This is a genomic window from Escherichia sp. WS338 (genome assembly GCF_046486405.1).
Lineage (GTDB): Bacteria > Pseudomonadota > Gammaproteobacteria > Enterobacterales > Enterobacteriaceae > Escherichia > Escherichia coli.
In genome coordinates, this window is record NZ_JBJQLL010000002.1 from 38830 (window position 1) to 55544 (window position 16715).

Consider the following 16715-nt stretch of genomic DNA (forward strand, 5'->3'; position numbering starts at 1 on the left):
GCGTTCAGATCAGATCCGGCAACATTATCCCACGTATGGTCAGCAAACTGACATTATCTCTCCGCCCTGGCAGGCACCAGAAAATCGCTCATACTTTAATCGGTAAACAGCACCTTTAGATGCTGTTTTCGATACGCAATTTCAATCAAGGAGTCATTATGGCTGGTTGGTTTGAACTCAGTAAGAGCAGTGATAATCAATTTCGGTTTGTGCTAAAAGCGGGCAATGGTGAGACTATCCTCACCAGCGAGCTGTATACCTCAAAAGCCTCTGCGGAAAAGGGCATCGCGTCGGTGCGTAGCAACAGCCCGCAAGAAGAACGCTATGAGAAAAAAACGGCAAGCAACGGCAAATTCTATTTCAATCTGAAAGCCGCCAATCATCAAATTATCGGCTCCAGCCAGATGTACGCCACCGCGCAATCTCGTGAAACCGGAATTGCCTCCGTTAAAGCCAATGGCACAAGCCAGACGGTGAAAGACAATACGTAATTACGATGCCGGGCGCGTGTTGTTGGCGTCCGGCGCTTTACCAGCTCCCCCCTACAGCGCTACAATGCCCGCCCTTAAAGTGGGGGCACTCCCCTGGCCGCTTCATCAGGTGAAGCGGATCTGACCTGTCATCAGAACGAGAGAATTATGTTTAAACCGGAACTCCTTTCCCCGGCGGGAACGCTGAAAAATATGCGTTACGCTTTCGCTTATGGCGCAGATGCTGTTTATGCGGGCCAGCCGCGTTACTCCCTGCGTGTGCGCAACAACGAATTCAACCACGAAAATCTTCAGCTCGGCATCAATGAAGCCCACGCGCTGGGGAAAAAGTTTTATGTCGTGGTCAACATTGCACCGCACAACGCCAAGCTGAAAACCTTTATCCGTGACCTGAAACCGGTGGTGGAAATGGGGCCGGATGCGCTAATAATGTCCGATCCAGGGCTGATTATGCTGGTACGTGAGCACTTCCCTGAAATGCCGATCCATCTCTCGGTACAGGCTAACGCCGTGAACTGGGCGACGGTGAAATTCTGGCAGCAAATGGGCCTGACCCGCGTGATCCTCTCTCGCGAGCTGTCGCTGGAAGAGATTGAAGAGATCCGCAATCAGGTGCCAGATATGGAGATAGAGATCTTCGTTCACGGCGCGCTGTGCATGGCCTACTCTGGTCGCTGCCTGCTCTCTGGCTACATCAACAAGCGCGATCCGAATCAGGGCACCTGCACTAACGCCTGCCGCTGGGAGTACAACGTCCAGGAAGGCAAAGAAGATGACGTTGGCAACATCGTACACAAGTACGAGCCAATTCCGGTGCAAAATGTTGAGCCGACGCTGGGTATCGGCGCACCAACTGACAAAGTGTTTATGATCGAAGAAGCCCAGCGTCCGGGCGAGTATATGACCGCGTTTGAAGATGAGCACGGCACTTACATCATGAACTCGAAAGATCTGCGCGCCATCGCCCATGTAGAACGCCTGACCAAAATGGGCGTGCATTCGCTGAAAATCGAAGGTCGTACCAAATCTTTCTACTATTGCGCACGCACCGCGCAGGTTTACCGTAAAGCTATCGATGACGCAGCTGCGGGAAAACCATTCGATACCAGCCTGCTGGAAACTCTGGAAGGTCTGGCGCATCGTGGCTATACCGAAGGTTTCCTGCGTCGTCATACTCACGACGATTATCAGAACTACGAATACGGTTATTCGGTTTCTGACCGCCAGCAGTTTGTTGGTGAGTTTACCGGTGAGCGCAAGGGGGACCTCGCGGCGGTAGCGGTGAAAAATAAATTCTCCGTTGGCGACAGCCTTGAGCTGATGACGCCGCAAGGGAACATTAACTTTACCCTTGAGCATATGGAAAACGCCAAAGGTGAAGCTATGCCGGTCGCACCAGGCGATGGTTATACTGTGTGGCTCCCGGTCCCGCAGGATCTTGAGCTAAATTACGCGCTGCTGATGCGTAATTTCTCCGGGGAAACCACGCGTAACCCCCACGGTAAGTGATTAATTTCGATTATTTTTCCCGGATGGAAAATTCTTAGAAACCGATCACATACAGCTGCATTTATTAAGGTTATCATCTGTTTCGCTGAAAAACATAACCCATAAAATGCTAGCTGTACCAGGAACCACCTCCTTAGCCTGTGTAATCTCCCTTACACGGGCTTATTTTTTATGCATAAGCCCTATCCCTGGTCACCGTCTTCCATTGACCACATCGATAGAATCTCCCTTCATAGCACGATGCCTTTCACATAACGGCATCGTGCTCGCCCAGGTTCCGGCTACGCACAGCCAGAACGCGCATGTTTGACGCTTACCAAAAAATATTCTCACTCTCCACATTTGAATGTCAGACGAGCGACGCCATGTAATCCTGCACCTTCTGTCTTCAGGTCAACTATCTGCATTTTTTTGCCCTGAGTAACACAGAAATGGGCTGCATCATTTTTTACTATATTTTCTGCACCAGATATTCTGCCCCTGGCTAAAGAAGCTTCGGCTTCGGTGTAGTATTGGTTATCGAGTTTACGCTGAATATTACTTTTATATGCAAGACCAAATTTACCGATACTTGTCTCATCATTATGCACAGCACAACCAGACATAATAAAAATACTAATTAATGATATAGCAGCTATCTTTTTCATCTCACCTTTCCCCATTAAATACCAACGACACTCTCTAGTGTTTAAATATAATAATGGCTGATTATTATATTTGAATAGGATTATAATAAATGTTCTGTACAACATTTCCTACATAAGTAGGAATTACAGACATGGTGGCCCTTCCGGGTAACCCTATGGGGGGCTTAAATATATTTTGAATAGTATATTTAAGATGCCACTGTTTAGTTGAATATTAGATATTTGCTCTTTTTTCAAATTTACTGGTGGCTACCGTTAATATTCGCTGTTCCCATTGCAAGCTCCTGGTGGTAACCACTGAATCCTCCATACTTGAACTGACTTTTTATCCTCCGACTTTCATCCTGTTTTGACTCCACCTTTTCTTTTCTGCTCTACACTATCTACAGTCCAATCATAAAGGCACATACGATCATGGCAGAATTTCCCGCCAGCTTACTGATTCTTAATGGCAAAAGTACTGACAATCTACCCTTGCGCGAAGCAATTATGCTGTTGCGTGAGGAAGGAATGACGATCCATGTGCGGGTCACCTGGGAGAAAGGCGATGCCGCACGATATGTAGAGGAGGCACGGAAGTTGGGCGTCGCAACGGTGATTGCCGGTGGTGGCGATGGCACCATTAATGAAGTTTCTACGGCGTTGATTCAGTGTGAGGGGGATGACATACCCGCGCTGGGAATTTTACCATTAGGAACCGCCAATGATTTTGCCACCAGTGTAGGGATTCCTGAGGCACTGGATAAGGCGCTGAAACTGGCAATTGCCGGTAACGCCATTGCGATAGATATGGCGCAGGTCAATAAACAAACCTGTTTTATTAATATGGCGACAGGCGGATTTGGGACGCGTATTACCACAGAAACGCCGGAAAAATTAAAAGCCGCGCTGGGTGGCGTCTCTTACATCATTCATGGCTTAATGCGCATGGATACTCTGCAACCGGACCGTTGTGAGATCCGCGGTGAAAACTTTCACTGGCAAGGTGACGCCCTGGTCATTGGTATTGGTAACGGGCGTCAGGCCGGTGGCGGTCAGCAATTGTGCCCGAACGCGTTAATTAACGATGGCTTGCTGCAACTGCGCATTTTTACCGGCGATGAAATTCTTCCGGCTCTCGTATCAACATTAAAATCTGACGAAGATAACCCGAATATTATCGAAGGCGCTTCGTCGTGGTTTGATATACAAGCCCCACACGAAATCACTTTTAATCTTGATGGCGAACCGTTGAGCGGACAAAACTTTCATATTGAAATACTTCCGGCGGCGTTGCGTTGTCGATTACCACCAGATTGCCCATTGTTGCGTTAATCACACTATTCTCTCTTGAACCAGGGAGAATCCGTAATGCCGGATGCGGTGTAAAAACATTATCCGGCATACAGAACAATACTACACCGTAATTAATTTCACCCGTGTCTTCTGCAATGCCAGTTTATCCACCTCTGACACAGCATCGTCGGTAATAATAATGTCGATTTTTTCGATTGGCAGTACCTGATTAAAACCGCGACGATTAAATTTCGATGAATCGAGAACGGCAATCACTTTATTTGCGGCGGTGACCATCGCCCCGCTAATCGAATAACCTTCATTAAAGGTCGTAATACCATTAACCGCATCAATACCATCAGCACCGACAAACATTAAATCGGCATTAATATCCTGCAATGAACGCTCGGCAATGGAACCATGCATCGAGCGTGTTTTATGGCGGACGGTCCCACCACAGACGACCAGAGTAATGTCTTTATTTTCGGAAAGGGCAAACGCCGCCGGGAGACTGTTGGTAATCACCGTGATATTTTTGGCGGTCATTAAACCTTCGGCGATAAGCATTGTGGTACTTCCGCTGTCGAGAATAACGGTCATCCCTTCGTGGATCATTTTGACTGCCGCCTGCGCTATTCTGTTTTTCGGCGCGCTGGCGAGCTGAAATCGCTCTTTAAACCCGACTTCCTGGGTCTCGGTTTCGCTATTACCGGACATTATTTTCGCCGCACCGCCATGAAAGCGCGTAACCACGCCTTTTTGTTCGAGAAAGCGCAAATCGGCACGGATTGTCGCTTCCGAGGCAGCAAATACTCCCGCCAGATCCTGAACAAGCACGGTTCCCTGTTCATTCACTAATTGGATGATCTTATTCCTTCGCTCGAATGAATTCATCGTCATTTACCCATATTCAATTGTGGCTAGTGTAAACGAAGGGGGACCATTGGTGAATGATCTGTTTTGCACAATACCGGGCCTGCATCACGCTGGCCCGCGGTTTCAGGGAATGAGCAACACTTTGCCCGGCATGGCATTACGAGCGATGTCACGCACCGCCTGGGCGAAGCTTTCAAAGCTTCCACGGTGAGCGATTAATGGCTCCAGGCTTAACTTACGTTCTGTCAGCAACCGGCTCGCCGTTTCCCACTCCTGCCCCGGCCAAGGGCTGGAGTAGTTCATCCAACTGCCGATAACCGTCAGCTCTTTACGCAATATTTTGCCAAACGTTGCAGATGTTAAATGCAGATCCTGATGCAACGTGCCTACCAGCGCCAGTTGGGCATGAGGACCGGCAATCTCTACCGCCAGTTCGACGGTTTGCGGGACGCCAGCCGTCTCGAGGATAAGCTGATTAAAGCGCAGATCGCGTAAAACGCCCTGTATTTGCGGCGCGCTCATTTCACGGCTGTTAAATGTTTGCATCGCACCGAAAGATTTTGCCAGTGCCAGTTTTTCTGAGCTAATGTCGATAGCCGTCACACTCTTTGCTCCCAGCGCGACAGCGCACTGAATTGCCAGCAGGCCAATGGTTCCGGCACCAATAATAATAACGTTTTTATTCTCACATCCTTGCGCTAAATGGAACGCATGCAGGCCAACGGTAATCGGTTCAATAAAAGCGCCATCCTCAATAGGCATATCCGCAGGTAGTGCAAAGACATTGTTTCGCTTAACGACAATATATTCGGCAAATCCACCATCACGCCGTGAGCCAATAAAATCATATTTTGCGCACTGGGAATAAAACCCTTTCAGACACTCTGGACAAGTAAAACAGGGTAATAACGGCACACAGGCAACCGCATCGCCGGGGTGTAAATCATCAACACCGGATCCCACCGCATCAATATAGCCACTAAATTCATGGCCTAACGTTATTGGATAATAATGTGCACCATTTTTAAATATCCTGGGTAAATCGGAACCACATAAGCCCGAGCTGGCAATTTTTACCCGCACCTCATCCTGATGTTTAATTTCAGGAATGACGCTTTCTGCTACGCGCACGATACCATCAGTATCATTCACCACTGATTTCATAAAAACTCCTGATTGTTAAGGGGGATAACCTCCCCCTCAGGTAAAAATTATTCTGCGAGAACGACTTTCTCTTGTTTGATAAAGCCGCGCGCCCTACGCCAGGTCATGAAAATACCGGTGAGATAAATGGCGCCGATAATAATGAAACCGGGAATATTTTGCGGGGAGAAAACCTGAATCAGTAACCAGGTAATGGGAGAACCGCCCTGATCCATTGAAGCCACCATACCCCCGGCTTTTAACGCCCCAGCATTAGCCGCCAGTTGGGTGTGCAAACCAATAGTTTGCGTCGCGATCCACAGGGTGATGCTCATAATGATGACACCCGAGATTAAGGTGCGGAACAGATTTCCACGATGCACGGCAACTGCCATCGCCACAAAGAAGCCGATAGTTGCAAGATCGCCAAACGGCAGTACCTGATTACCCGGAACACAAACAGCAATTAAAATGGTGAGCGGGATAAAAATCAGGCTTGCCGATACCACCGCCGTATGCCCCAGCAGCAACGCCGGATCAAGGCCAATCAGGAACTCCTGACCGCCGAACTTCGCCTGTAAACGACTACGGGCCTGCTTAGCGATGGGCGTTAAACCATCCATGATGGGTTTAATCACCCGTGGCATCAGCAGCATAACTGCCGCCGTTTTTACCGCCAGCTGCAATACACCTTTGACATCGTAACCCGCGAGGATGCCGATAATCAGCCCCATCACAAAACCCACGGTGACCGGTTCGCCAAAAGGGCCAAATTTGCGCTGAATATCATCGGCGCTAAATTTAATTCGGTTAACGCCTGGGATTTTCTCGATGATAGCATCGACCAGCACCGCAATCGGCCCCATATACGCCGACGTACCGTGCGGAATAGCAATGCCTTCCAGCTCAAAGAAATTTCGGGTATCGCGGGCAAACCAGTCGCCGAGCTTATAAACAAACGCCGCGTGAATTACCACACCCGCCATCCCTATCATCCATGAACCGGTTGCCAGATGCAGCAACGCGCCGGTGAAGGTCATATGCCAGATATTCCAGATATCAACATTTACCACCCGCGTCATACGGGTCAGTAACATCGCCACGTTAACCAGAATCGCAATCGGAATCGCCACCAGCGCAATTTGCGACGCCCAGGTCATGGGTGAAGAGCCCGGCCAGCCGACATCGACCACATGCAGATTCAGGTCGAAATTTTCCGCCATCGCTTTCGCCGCCGGGCCAATGGAATCCAGCATTAAGCCAATCACAAGGCCAATACCAACAAAGCCAATCCCGATATGCAGACCTGCTTTAAAGCAATCGCCTGCCTTCATGCCTAATATTTTAGAAAAAATAATGATGACAATCGGCAGCATCACCGTAGGGCCGAGGTCGAGAATATAACGCATGACTTCTGAAAACATAGGTCACCCCTGTAAGATAGTCAGAATTTTATTTTGTAATGCTTCGATACCGACACCAGAAACAAAAGGCATGCCGTGAACTAACGGAATATCGCCAAAACTTCGATCCACCCTGGCAGTGGTGCATATCAAATGCACGCCATCCATATAGGTTTCTATTTCATTAACCCGACACTGGATTAATTCAACAGGAATATTATGACTCTGACACAACTCTTTAATTTCTTCCGCCGCCATCGTAGAGGTCGCAACCGCGCCTCCGCAAGCGACAATAATCTTGCGTTTCATAAATAGTCCTTTTTATTGTTACAGAGGGATTTATTCGTCTGAATCTAAAACATACTTTGTGAAGTATTCCTTTAACTGGGTTTCAGGAAGAGTGATTAGTGTCTCGACGATCTCGGGCTGTTGTAACTTGCCAAATAAACAGCGTAAAAGTTTCAATTGCTGCTGCGGATTTTCCACAATTAACGCAATCACCAACGATACCGCCACGTCGTTATCATCATCCGCTTGCTGAAAATGAACTTTATTTGTTGGCCTTAACAGATAAATGGCTGACGACTTAGCATGAATCGCCTCACAATGCGGTATTGCAATGGCGTGCTGCTCAAGCATTATCCCGGTAGGGAATTCTGCTTCTCTGGCAATTAATGCCTGTGGCCAGGTATCATGAACCACACCTTTCGCGAGCATCTCATTACCGATATGGGTTAAAACTTCGCTACGATCGACAAAAGAAATTCCGCTACGAACAAACAGGTTAGTCATATACCGTCCTTATTCCGCACAGCCGTAGCGATAGGCGCGCAAAACATCATAAATTTTATCCATAATCAACTGATGCGGTATTGCTGATAATTCCCCGGACTGAATGCGTTCAAATTGTTTAGGAAGATACTGACTAATCATGCCCAGAGGGATTTCCATGCCTTGCAGATTCACCATCATCGTTTCGACGCTATTTTTAATCCGACTATGCGGCCAGTAATAACGAATACGATCCGACAGGCTGTAACGAATATCCAGTAATGAATCGTTAAAACCCGTACGATAATATTTTTTCCAGTATTGCGGTTCGTCAAACATCACTTCTTCAATTACCGCCAGGCAACCGCTGCGATTTTCTGGAGCGATGAGTTCCTGCTCAATTTGTGCCAGCGCAAATATCGCCTCACGTAAAGCAAAGGTTAATGCCGGACCGACTTTCAAAATTGCAAAATGATCGCGAACTAATTCCCGATAGGCCGTCTGAGTCTGGTAATCGGTGGAATGCGCTTCATAAACCATTTTGGTTTTTTCTATCCATTGCGCCAGCGCCTGAGCTTCTTGCGCCTGATAATGAATAATATTGCTATGGTCAAATTCCACACCCGGCTGCACCACGATGGCAATCACGCGTGTTAACGCCTCTGCCAGACCGCGGGCAATAAACGCTTTTTGATGCGTGCGTAAAGTATTGGCGGCATCTTCAACCTGGGTGATATGTACTGACTGAATGGCGCTGGCCTCACCGCCCGGAACCGGAACTTCGGTGCCAATGACATAGCTCAGTTGCTCACGCTGGCAATCTGTCGCCACACTCTCCGCCGCGTGGCAAAGCACGGCAGCTCGTTCCGCAACCGTTTCTGGCGCTAACGGTATAGGATCCCCCGCGCAGGACATTGACGCATCAAGATGAATTTTACTGAAGCCGGCACGAACATATGCCTTTACCAGCTCGACGGATTTTTCCATCGCCGCATCCGCATTTTCTTGCTGCCAGCAGTTTGGTCCCAGATGGTCGCCGCCGAGAATAATACGCTCACGAGCAAATCCGACTTTATCGGCAATCGCAAAAACAAATTCGCGAAAGTCTGCCGGTGTCATTCCGGTATAACCGCCAAATTGATTGACCTGGTTTGACGTTGCTTCAATCAGCACTTTACGCGTGCTGTTGCGATCAAATGCCAGCGCCGCTTCGATAACCAACGGATGTGCAGAACAGACTGAACATATGCCAATATGTTCACCAGCTTTATGCCGGGCAATTAACGTTTTCATGTTTTTTCCTTGTTAAATGGCAGGTGCGTTATGCCCTGCCCTCGCAGCCACAATCGGCAATCACTTTGCTCACCACATCGCGCATTGCAGATTTAGCCGACTGCAAATAATCACGGGGATCGGTCGCTTCGGGGTGCTCGGTCAGGTAATTTTTTAACGCCTGCGAGAAGGCATTTTTCAGCTCCGTTGCAACGTTGATTTTGCATATCCCCAGTTTGATGGTTTGCTGAATATCCTTAGTCGATAACCCTGACGCGCCATGCAGCACCAGCGGTAAGTTCACCCACTGGCGAATGTTCTCCAGTCGAGAAAAATCAAGCGCCGGTGCGCTGGCATACATACCATGAGCCGTGCCGATGGCGACCGCCAGGGAATCAATTCCGGTTGCCTCGGCAAATTCACGCGCCTGAACAGGGTTGGTGTACAACGCATCGGCTTCATTGACTTGCACATCATCTTCCTGGCCGCCAAGTTGCCCCAGCTCCGCTTCGACGCTGACATCAAAGCGATGGCAAAAATCCACCACCTCTTTGACCCGTGAAATATTTTGCGCAAAAGGCAAATGCGAGGCGTCAATCATGACTGAGCGCACGCCAGAACGAACCTTCTGAGCGATATCGTCAAATTTCGTGTGATGGTCGAGATGAATTGCCAGTGGATGGTGATATTGCTTCGCCATCGCGCTGACCAGCGCCAACAGATTTTCTGTACCGGCATGAGTAAATGTGCCAGGCGTTCCGGCGATGATGACCGGCGCATGCAGGTTGGCAGCGGTTTCTACCACCACTTGCATCGTTTCGAGATTGTGAATATTGAATGCCGGAACCGCATAACCGCCGCGCTGTGCGTTGTTCAGCATCTGCTTTGTCGATACCACGTACATTTTCATATCCTGTCGTTTGTTTTCGATTTCAAAATATAATGAAATGATTTGTTTTTAAATGTCGAGATAACGATCACAAAAAACGACAATATGAAAATTGTTCGAGGAGTGAAAGGCAAAAAAAACGGCCTCCCGATAGGGAAGCCGTAGCAAAGTGCGCGTTATTTTATGCCGGATGCAGTGTAAACGCCTTATCCGTCATACGTGGCAGTGCTGGTCGTACAAAGCACATCAGGCGATAGTAATTTTGCTATCGAGATAAACGTCCTGCACGGCGTTAATCAGTTTCACGCCGTCAGCCATCGATTTCTTGAACGCCTTACGTCCAAGAATCAGCCCCATTCCGCCTGCGCGTTTGTTGATAACCGCAGTACGCACTGCATCGCTGAGGTCAGTTTCACCGCCTGCAGCACCGCCGGAGTTTATCAACCCGGCCCGGCCCATATAGCAGTTAGCTAACTGATAACGCACCAGGTCAATCGGGTTTTCACTGGTCAGTTTGCTGTAGACTCGATCGTCGGTATAACCGTAATTAATCGCTTTATAGCCGCCGTTATTTTCCGCCATTTTTTGTTTGACGATATCTGCACCTATGGTTGCCGCCAGATGGTTCGCCTGACCAGTCAGGTCGGCGGAAACATGGTAATCAACGCCATCTTTCTTAAAGGCGGAGTTACGCAAATAGGCCCACAGCACTGTCACCATGCCCAGCTCGTGCGCACGTTCAAAAGCCGCAGAAATTTCTTCAATCTGGCGACGTGACTCTTCCGAGCCAAAATAGATAGTCGCACCAACCGCCACCGCGCCCATATTGAACGCCTGCTCCACGCTGGCATACAGCGTTTGATCGTAGGTATTCGGGTAACTTAGCGTCTCGTTGTGATTAAGTTTGACGAGGAATGGAATGCGATGCGCGTAACGCCGCGATACCGATGCCAGCACGCCGTAAGTTGACGCCACACAGTTACAGCCCGCTTCGATCGCCAGTTCAACAATGTTTTTCGGGTCAAAGTAGAGCGGGTTAGCGGCAAATGAAGCTCCGGCAGAGTGCTCAACGCCCTGGTCAACCGGCAGAATAGAAAGATATCCTGTGCCAGCCAGACGCCCGGTGTTGTACAACGTCTGCATATTACGTAACACCGCTGGCGGGCGATTATTGTCAATCATCACGCGGTCTACGTAGTCATGTCCGGGGAGATAAAGCTGGTCAGAAGGAATAGTCATACAACGGTGCTGTAAAAGGTTGTCGGCGTCTTTGCCAAGCAACTGCGCAATATCTGTCATTACTATGCTCCCGTAAATTCCGATTGGATATCGGCTATGGATTGTCCTGGCCCGCCTTTTGCGGGCAATCATAATCCTGGTCGTTACGGGCGAGTTTTTCCATCTTTTGGATGTTTTTTCAGCGTTTTCTGTTGGCTCGATTCATCAGAAAAAATGTTACCGCGGTCAAGTTTTCACCGCAAAGGTATTTAAAAGGTATTACTAAGTGGTATTGTCATCGCGTACCTTACATTACCTGTCATGAAGGAATTAAAAGATGAAAACAACAGCAAAGCTGTCGTTCATGATGTTTGTTGAATGGTTTATCTGGGGCGCGTGGTTTGTGCCATTGTGGTTGTGGTTAAGTAAAAGCGGTTTTAGTGCCGGAGAAATTGGCTGGTCGTATGCCTGTACCGCCATTGCGGCGATCCTGTCGCCGATTCTGGTTGGCTCCATCACTGACCGCTTTTTCTCGGCGCAAAAAGTGCTGGCGGTATTGATGTTCGCTGGTGCGGTGCTGATGTATTTCGCTGCGCAACAGACCACTTTTGCCGGGTTCTTCCCGTTACTGCTGGCCTACTCACTAACCTATATGCCGACCATTGCGCTGACTAACAGTATCGCTTTTGCCAACGTGCCGGATGTGGAGCTTGATTTCCCGCGCATTCGTGTGATGGGCACTATCGGCTGGATTGCCTCTGGTCTGGCATGTGGTTTCTTGCCGCAAATGCTGGGGTATGCCGATATCTCACCGACGAACATCCCGCTGCTGATTACCGCCGGAAGTTCTGCTCTGCTTGGTGTGTTTGCGTTTTTCCTGCCAGACACGCCACCCAAAAGCACCGGCAAAATGGATATTAAAGTCATGCTCGGCCTGGATGCGCTGATCCTGCTGCGCGATAAGAACTTCCTCGTCTTTTTCTTCTGTTCATTCCTGTTTGCGATGCCACTGGCGTTCTATTACATCTTTGCCAACGGTTATCTGACAGAAGTCGGCATGAAAAACGCCACCGGCTGGATGACGCTCGGCCAGTTCTCTGAAATCTTCTTTATGCTGGCATTGCCGTTTTTCACTAAACGCTTTGGTATCAAAAAGGTATTGTTGCTTGGTCTGGTCACCGCTGCGATCCGCTATGGCTTCTTTATTTACGGTAGTGCGGATGAATATTTCACCTACGCGTTACTGTTCCTCGGCATTTTGCTGCACGGCGTCAGTTACGATTTTTACTACGTTACCGCTTACATCTATGTCGATAAAAAAGCCCCCGTGCATATGCGTACCGCCGCGCAGGGGCTGATCACGCTCTGCTGCCAGGGCTTCGGCAGTTTGCTCGGCTATCGTCTTGGCGGTGTGATGATGGAAAAGATGTTCGCTTATCAGGAACCGGTAAACGGACTGACTTTCAACTGGTCCGGGATGTGGACTTTCGGCGCGGTGATGATTGCCATTATCGCCGTGCTGTTCATGATTTTTTTCCGCGAATCCGACAACGAAATTACGGCTATCAAGGTCGATGATCGCGATATTGCGTTGACACAAGGGGAAGTTAAATGAAAACAGAACGTATTCTCGGTGCTCTTTATGGGCAGGCGTTAGGGGATGCGATGGGGATGCCCTCCGAGCTTTGGCCGCGCAGTCGCGTCAAAGCGTACTTTGGCTGGATTGACCGTTTTCTGCCTGGGCCAAAGGAGAATAACGCGGCCTGTTATTTTAACCGCGCCGAATTCACCGACGATACCTCGATGGCGCTGTGTCTGGCGGATGCGTTACTGGAACGTGAAGGCAAGATCGATCCGGATCTGATTGGGCGTAATATTCTCGACTGGGCGCTGCGTTTCGACGCCTTTAACAAAAACGTACTAGGTCCGACCTCGAAGATTGCTCTCAACGCCATTCGCGACGGTAAACCCGTTGCTGAACTGGAAAACAACGGCGTGACCAACGGCGCAGCGATGCGCGTCTCGCCATTAGGTTGTTTGCTTCCGGCGCGTGATGTTGATTCCTTTATTGATGATGTGGCGCTGGCCTCCAGCCCGACACATAAATCCGATCTGGCGGTTGCGGGGGCGGTAGTCATCGCATGGGCGATTTCTCGTGCCATTGACGGAGAAAGCTGGTCAGCGATTGTTGATTCACTGCCTTCAATTGCGCGACATGCTCAACAAAAACGCATCACTACCTTCAGCGCCTCACTGGCAGCACGTCTGGAGATTGCGCTGAAAATTGTGCGCAATGCCGACGGCACCGAATCCGCCAGCGAACAGCTTTACCAGGTCGTTGGCGCAGGTACCAGCACTATTGAGTCCGTTCCGTGCGCCATTGCGCTGGTTGAACTGGCACAAACCGACCCGAACCGTTGCGCCGTCCTGTGCGCTAACCTTGGCGGCGACACAGACACCATCGGTGCTATGGCGACGGCAATTTGTGGCGCGTTGCATGGCGTTAACGCTATCGATCCTGCGTTAAAGGCGGAACTGGATGCAGTAAATCAGCTTGATTTCAACCGCTATGCCACGGCGCTGGCGAAGTATCGCCAACAACGGGAGGCGATATGAGCGGCGCTCGATTACACACGCTGCTGCCTGAATTAGCCACGCGTCAGCCAGTGATGGTCGTCGGCGCGGCGGTCATTGATGTGATCGCCGACGCTTATGCCCTCCCCTGGCGTGGGTGCGATATCGAACTGAAACAGCAGAGCGTTAACGTTGGCGGCTGCGCACTGAATATTGCCGTGGCGTTAAAGCGCCTCGGCATCGAAGCGGGTAATGCCTTGCCGCTCGGTCAGGGCGTGTGGGCGGAGATTATTCGCAACCGGATGGCAAAAGAGGGCTTAATCAGCCTGATCGATAACGCCGAAGGTGATAACGGCTGGTGTCTGGCGCTGGTTGAGCCGGATGGCGAACGCACTTTTATGTCATTCAGCGGTGTGGAAAATCAGTGGAATCGCCAGTGGCTGGCGCGATTAACCGTTGCGCCTGGCAGCCTGCTCTATTTTTCCGGTTATCAACTGGCCTCGCCCTGCGGCGAATTGTTAGTGGAATGGCTGGAAGAGCTGCAAGACGTGACGCCATTTATCGATTTTGGCCCACGTATTGGCGATATCCCGGATGCATTACTGGCGCGGATCATGGCCTGTCGACCTTTAGTGTCACTCAATCGTCAGGAGGCTGAGATTGCCGCCGAACGTTTTGCTTTATCCGCAGAGATAACAACACTTGGCAAGCAATGGCAGGAGAAATTTGCCGCGCCGTTGATCGTTCGTCTCGATAAAGAGGGCGCATGGTATTTCAGCAACGACGCTTCTGGCTGCATTCCGGCATTTCCAACGCAAGTTGTAGACACCATTGGGGCGGGCGACAGTCATGCCGGTGGCGTACTAGCAGGGCTGGCCTCTGGTCTGCCACTGGCGGATGCCGTATTACTGGGCAATGCAGTGGCGTCGTGGGTTGTCGGGCATCGGGGCGGTGATTGTGCGCCAACGCGCGAGGAACTACTCCTCGCACACAAAAACGTATAGATCGCTGCGACAGTGGCTGATGCTGTACTCAATAGGCCGTTGCTGTTGGTCAAGCGCCACTTGCTTGATCACCAGCACCGGTATTTTGCTATCTAACTGAATATGTGACTGAAACTCGGCATCCGGCATCCGGGCGCTAACGCGGGAACGCGTACGTTGTGGGTAAATGTGCTGGCTGCGGAAGTAGTCATAAAGAGAAATCCCGATGGCATCAACATCATGAATTAAATGTGCCGGAACCCACGATTCCTCAATCGATACCGCCTCTTCATCGACATAGCGAATACGCTTAAGCAAAAAGACATCACTTCCCGCTTCGACCGCCAGCTGCTGCGCGACTTCTTCGGGACATTTCACGACACGCTTGTTAACCCATAGCGTATCGGGCTTTTTCCCGCGCAACACCACCTGCTGAGAAAAACCTCGCGCCTCTTTCAACGAGTATTCGAAGATGTTGTTGATCTGCGTGCCGTAACCACGCGAACGCGTCACCACGCCCTCTTCTTCCAGCGCCTGCATCGCCTTGCGCACCGTAATGCGCGAAACGCCGGTTAACTGACTTAAATCACGCTCACCGGGCAAAATATTGCCATGCTCCAGCACCCCGCTGCGCACGGCATTTTTTACCGTTTCGGCAAACTTAATATAAAGCGGCGTGTTATCCGCCGCTAAAATACGTTCGTTCAGTTGGGCAATCAGCTGGGTATGCGCTTGTTCCATTTGTCTTTTTCCTGCCAGGGAGTCTGGTGGGAGTATATCACTGCTTCTTATTTAAGGCGTTTCTTTAATCCCATCAACGAATCCCTGCAACTCCTCCACCGTGCCATTAAACACATTAAAATCCACCGGACCATTAATGCCATCTACCTGTCCACGGTCGGAATGCTGCCAGAAGCGCCAGGCCATTCCGTCATTGTCCGGACGACGTTGATAGTAGTGAGCCACCCACCACGGATATTCATTGAAATAGCCCGCCAGATTCGTGTGATAAAAAACGGCTCCTGAGTAAATAATCGGCTTTTTCCCCGTACTTTTTTCGACCATTTTTAGCCACTGACTTACCCGCTTGCGTAATTCTTTTGCCGATAATTTTCCCCGTTCTTCTACGTCCAGCACGGCAGGGAAATCACCTTGTGAGAAATCCACCGTTTGCAGAAATAATCGCGCCTGAACTGAAGCGGATACTGACGGGGAGAAATAATGATACGCCCCGCGCAGCAGGCCATTTTCGCGGCTTAGTTGCCAGTTACGCGAAAAATAGGGGTCCACCAGCTTTTCGCCTTCCGTCGCCTTAATAAAAGCAAACTGTAAGCGGATACCGTTGTCGCGCATTTTTGCCACCCGCTGCCAGTCGATCCGCTCCTGCCAGCGCGAAACATCTATTCCGTGAATGGTGTAACTGGCAGGAATGCGAATAGCGAAAGATTTAACCGGGCGATAACCGTAGAAGTGGATGTAGTCTTTAATCTGAATTGCTGTCGAATAGAAAAAATTCACCGTCTGACGCGGATAAATTGCAACGATGGAAATTAGCCCAAGAGCGCATAATAAAGCGGTGAATTTTTTTCGACTGGTGATTCTCAGCTGCATTGGTTTCATCCCTGAATGTCAGCGCCAAAGGCTGACAATAACCAAAGCAGCTA

General features: G+C 49.8%; 17 protein-coding genes. 6 read left to right on the plus strand and 11 right to left on the minus strand.

What is annotated here, in order from left to right:
• Window positions 1-158 precede the first annotated feature (158 nt).
• Complete coding sequence (locus tag ACJHWT_RS01625; protein ID WP_000929408.1) at window positions 159-491, plus strand: YegP family protein; 333 nt, start codon at window positions 159-161, stop codon at window positions 489-491.
• 147 nt (window positions 492-638) lie between these two features.
• Window positions 639-2000 (plus strand): tRNA 5-hydroxyuridine modification protein YegQ, encoded by a 1362-nt coding sequence (gene yegQ, locus ACJHWT_RS01630; RefSeq protein ID WP_000476014.1) that lies wholly within the window; start codon window positions 639-641, stop codon window positions 1998-2000.
• A 329-nt stretch (window positions 2001-2329) separates the two neighbouring features.
• Here the strand turns inward: yegQ and yegR are convergent, their stop codons facing one another.
• A complete protein-coding gene (gene yegR, locus ACJHWT_RS01635) occupies window positions 2330-2647 on the minus strand; it encodes a protein YegR (RefSeq protein ID WP_000716757.1) in 318 nt (105 codons plus the stop codon).
• A 414-nt stretch (window positions 2648-3061) separates the two neighbouring features.
• Between yegR and yegS the strand changes: the two genes are divergently transcribed.
• Window positions 3062-3961 (plus strand): lipid kinase YegS, encoded by a 900-nt coding sequence (yegS, locus tag ACJHWT_RS01640; RefSeq protein ID WP_000807362.1) that lies wholly within the window; start codon window positions 3062-3064, stop codon window positions 3959-3961.
• Window positions 3962-4042: 81 nt separating this feature from the next.
• On the opposite strand, the gene ACJHWT_RS01645 is transcribed toward yegS, so the two are convergent.
• The 8 genes from ACJHWT_RS01645 to fbaB all read right to left on the minus strand — a co-directional run bounded on the left by ACJHWT_RS01645 (window position 4043) and on the right by fbaB (window position 11575).
• Window positions 4043-4816 carry a DeoR/GlpR family DNA-binding transcription regulator gene (locus tag ACJHWT_RS01645; RefSeq protein ID WP_001295426.1) on the minus strand — a complete coding sequence of 258 codons (774 nt, stop codon included), beginning with the start codon at window positions 4814-4816 and terminating at the stop codon, window positions 4043-4045.
• Window positions 4817-4921: 105 nt separating this feature from the next.
• Window positions 4922-5962 carry a galactitol-1-phosphate 5-dehydrogenase gene (gatD, locus tag ACJHWT_RS01650; protein WP_000844230.1) on the minus strand — a complete coding sequence of 347 codons (1041 nt, stop codon included), beginning with the start codon at window positions 5960-5962 and terminating at the stop codon, window positions 4922-4924.
• A 47-nt stretch (window positions 5963-6009) separates the two neighbouring features.
• Window positions 6010-7365 (minus strand): PTS galactitol transporter subunit IIC, encoded by a 1356-nt coding sequence (locus tag ACJHWT_RS01655; RefSeq protein ID WP_000490679.1) that lies wholly within the window; start codon window positions 7363-7365, stop codon window positions 6010-6012.
• A gap of 3 nt (window positions 7366-7368) precedes the next feature.
• Window positions 7369-7653 carry a PTS galactitol transporter subunit IIB gene (gene gatB, locus ACJHWT_RS01660; protein WP_000823288.1) on the minus strand — a complete coding sequence of 95 codons (285 nt, stop codon included), beginning with the start codon at window positions 7651-7653 and terminating at the stop codon, window positions 7369-7371.
• 30 nt (window positions 7654-7683) lie between these two features.
• The gene (gatA, locus tag ACJHWT_RS01665) at window positions 7684-8136 is read right to left on the minus strand and encodes a PTS galactitol transporter subunit IIA (RefSeq protein WP_000182900.1); all 453 of its coding nucleotides are present in this window, start codon (window positions 8134-8136) and stop codon (window positions 7684-7686) included.
• Between the two features lie 9 nt (window positions 8137-8145).
• Window positions 8146-9408, minus strand: a complete 1263-nt coding sequence (gene gatZ, locus ACJHWT_RS01670; RefSeq protein ID WP_021539229.1) for a tagatose-bisphosphate aldolase subunit GatZ — start codon at window positions 9406-9408, stop codon at window positions 8146-8148.
• Window positions 9409-9436: 28 nt separating this feature from the next.
• Window positions 9437-10291 carry a tagatose-bisphosphate aldolase subunit GatY gene (gene gatY / locus ACJHWT_RS01675; protein ID WP_001362262.1) on the minus strand — a complete coding sequence of 285 codons (855 nt, stop codon included), beginning with the start codon at window positions 10289-10291 and terminating at the stop codon, window positions 9437-9439.
• 231 nt (window positions 10292-10522) lie between these two features.
• Entirely contained in the window at window positions 10523-11575 is a 1053-nt protein-coding gene (gene fbaB, locus ACJHWT_RS01680) for a class I fructose-bisphosphate aldolase (protein WP_000129551.1), read from the minus strand.
• A 256-nt stretch (window positions 11576-11831) separates the two neighbouring features.
• On the opposite strand from fbaB, the gene ACJHWT_RS01685 reads away from it, so the two are divergent.
• From ACJHWT_RS01685 to ACJHWT_RS01695, 3 genes are read left to right on the plus strand one after another with little or no spacing between them, the layout of a single operon-like run.
• Window positions 11832-13109, plus strand: a complete 1278-nt coding sequence (locus tag ACJHWT_RS01685; protein WP_021539230.1) for a nucleoside permease — start codon at window positions 11832-11834, stop codon at window positions 13107-13109.
• Window positions 13106-14110, plus strand: coding sequence for an ADP-ribosylglycohydrolase family protein (locus ACJHWT_RS01690; RefSeq protein WP_001563635.1), 1005 nt, complete (start codon window positions 13106-13108; stop codon window positions 14108-14110). The genes ACJHWT_RS01685 and ACJHWT_RS01690 overlap by 4 nt, the downstream gene beginning before the upstream one ends.
• The gene (locus ACJHWT_RS01695) at window positions 14107-15072 is read left to right on the plus strand and encodes a carbohydrate kinase family protein (RefSeq protein ID WP_000011940.1); all 966 of its coding nucleotides are present in this window, start codon (window positions 14107-14109) and stop codon (window positions 15070-15072) included. The genes ACJHWT_RS01690 and ACJHWT_RS01695 overlap by 4 nt, the downstream gene beginning before the upstream one ends.
• Here ACJHWT_RS01695 and ACJHWT_RS01700 read toward each other — a convergent pair.
• Both ACJHWT_RS01700 and ACJHWT_RS01705 read right to left on the minus strand, forming a co-directional pair.
• Complete coding sequence (locus ACJHWT_RS01700) at window positions 15046-15792, minus strand: GntR family transcriptional regulator (protein ID WP_000434038.1); 747 nt, start codon at window positions 15790-15792, stop codon at window positions 15046-15048. The two genes, ACJHWT_RS01695 and ACJHWT_RS01700, sit on opposite strands and share 27 nt — an antisense overlap.
• A gap of 51 nt (window positions 15793-15843) precedes the next feature.
• Window positions 15844-16662, minus strand: a complete 819-nt coding sequence (locus ACJHWT_RS01705) for a glycoside hydrolase family 25 protein (protein ID WP_021539231.1) — start codon at window positions 16660-16662, stop codon at window positions 15844-15846.
• Window positions 16663-16715: the final 53 nt, after the last annotated feature.

Coding starts and splice junctions, on each gene's coding strand:
- gatD (WP_000844230.1), bottom strand. CDS start 5,962: ATGAAATCAGTGGTGAATGATACTGATGGTATCGTGCGCGTAGCAGAA.
- ACJHWT_RS01690 (WP_001563635.1), top strand. CDS start 13,106: ATGAAAACAGAACGTATTCTCGGTGCTCTTTATGGGCAGGCGTTAGGG.
- ACJHWT_RS01700 (WP_000434038.1), bottom strand. CDS start 15,792: ATGGAACAAGCGCATACCCAGCTGATTGCCCAACTGAACGAACGTATT.
- ACJHWT_RS01625 (WP_000929408.1), top strand. CDS start 159: ATGGCTGGTTGGTTTGAACTCAGTAAGAGCAGTGATAATCAATTTCGG.
- gatZ (WP_021539229.1), bottom strand. CDS start 9,408: ATGAAAACGTTAATTGCCCGGCATAAAGCTGGTGAACATATTGGCATA.
- gatA (WP_000182900.1), bottom strand. CDS start 8,136: ATGACTAACCTGTTTGTTCGTAGCGGAATTTCTTTTGTCGATCGTAGC.
- ACJHWT_RS01685 (WP_021539230.1), top strand. CDS start 11,832: ATGAAAACAACAGCAAAGCTGTCGTTCATGATGTTTGTTGAATGGTTT.
- yegQ (WP_000476014.1), top strand. CDS start 639: ATGTTTAAACCGGAACTCCTTTCCCCGGCGGGAACGCTGAAAAATATG.
- ACJHWT_RS01645 (WP_001295426.1), bottom strand. CDS start 4,816: ATGAATTCATTCGAGCGAAGGAATAAGATCATCCAATTAGTGAATGAA.
- gatY (WP_001362262.1), bottom strand. CDS start 10,291: ATGTACGTGGTATCGACAAAGCAGATGCTGAACAACGCACAGCGCGGC.
- ACJHWT_RS01655 (WP_000490679.1), bottom strand. CDS start 7,365: ATGTTTTCAGAAGTCATGCGTTATATTCTCGACCTCGGCCCTACGGTG.
- yegS (WP_000807362.1), top strand. CDS start 3,062: ATGGCAGAATTTCCCGCCAGCTTACTGATTCTTAATGGCAAAAGTACT.
- fbaB (WP_000129551.1), bottom strand. CDS start 11,575: ATGACAGATATTGCGCAGTTGCTTGGCAAAGACGCCGACAACCTTTTA.
- ACJHWT_RS01695 (WP_000011940.1), top strand. CDS start 14,107: ATGAGCGGCGCTCGATTACACACGCTGCTGCCTGAATTAGCCACGCGT.
- yegR (WP_000716757.1), bottom strand. CDS start 2,647: ATGAAAAAGATAGCTGCTATATCATTAATTAGTATTTTTATTATGTCT.
- ACJHWT_RS01705 (WP_021539231.1), bottom strand. CDS start 16,662: ATGCAGCTGAGAATCACCAGTCGAAAAAAATTCACCGCTTTATTATGC.
- gatB (WP_000823288.1), bottom strand. CDS start 7,653: ATGAAACGCAAGATTATTGTCGCTTGCGGAGGCGCGGTTGCGACCTCT.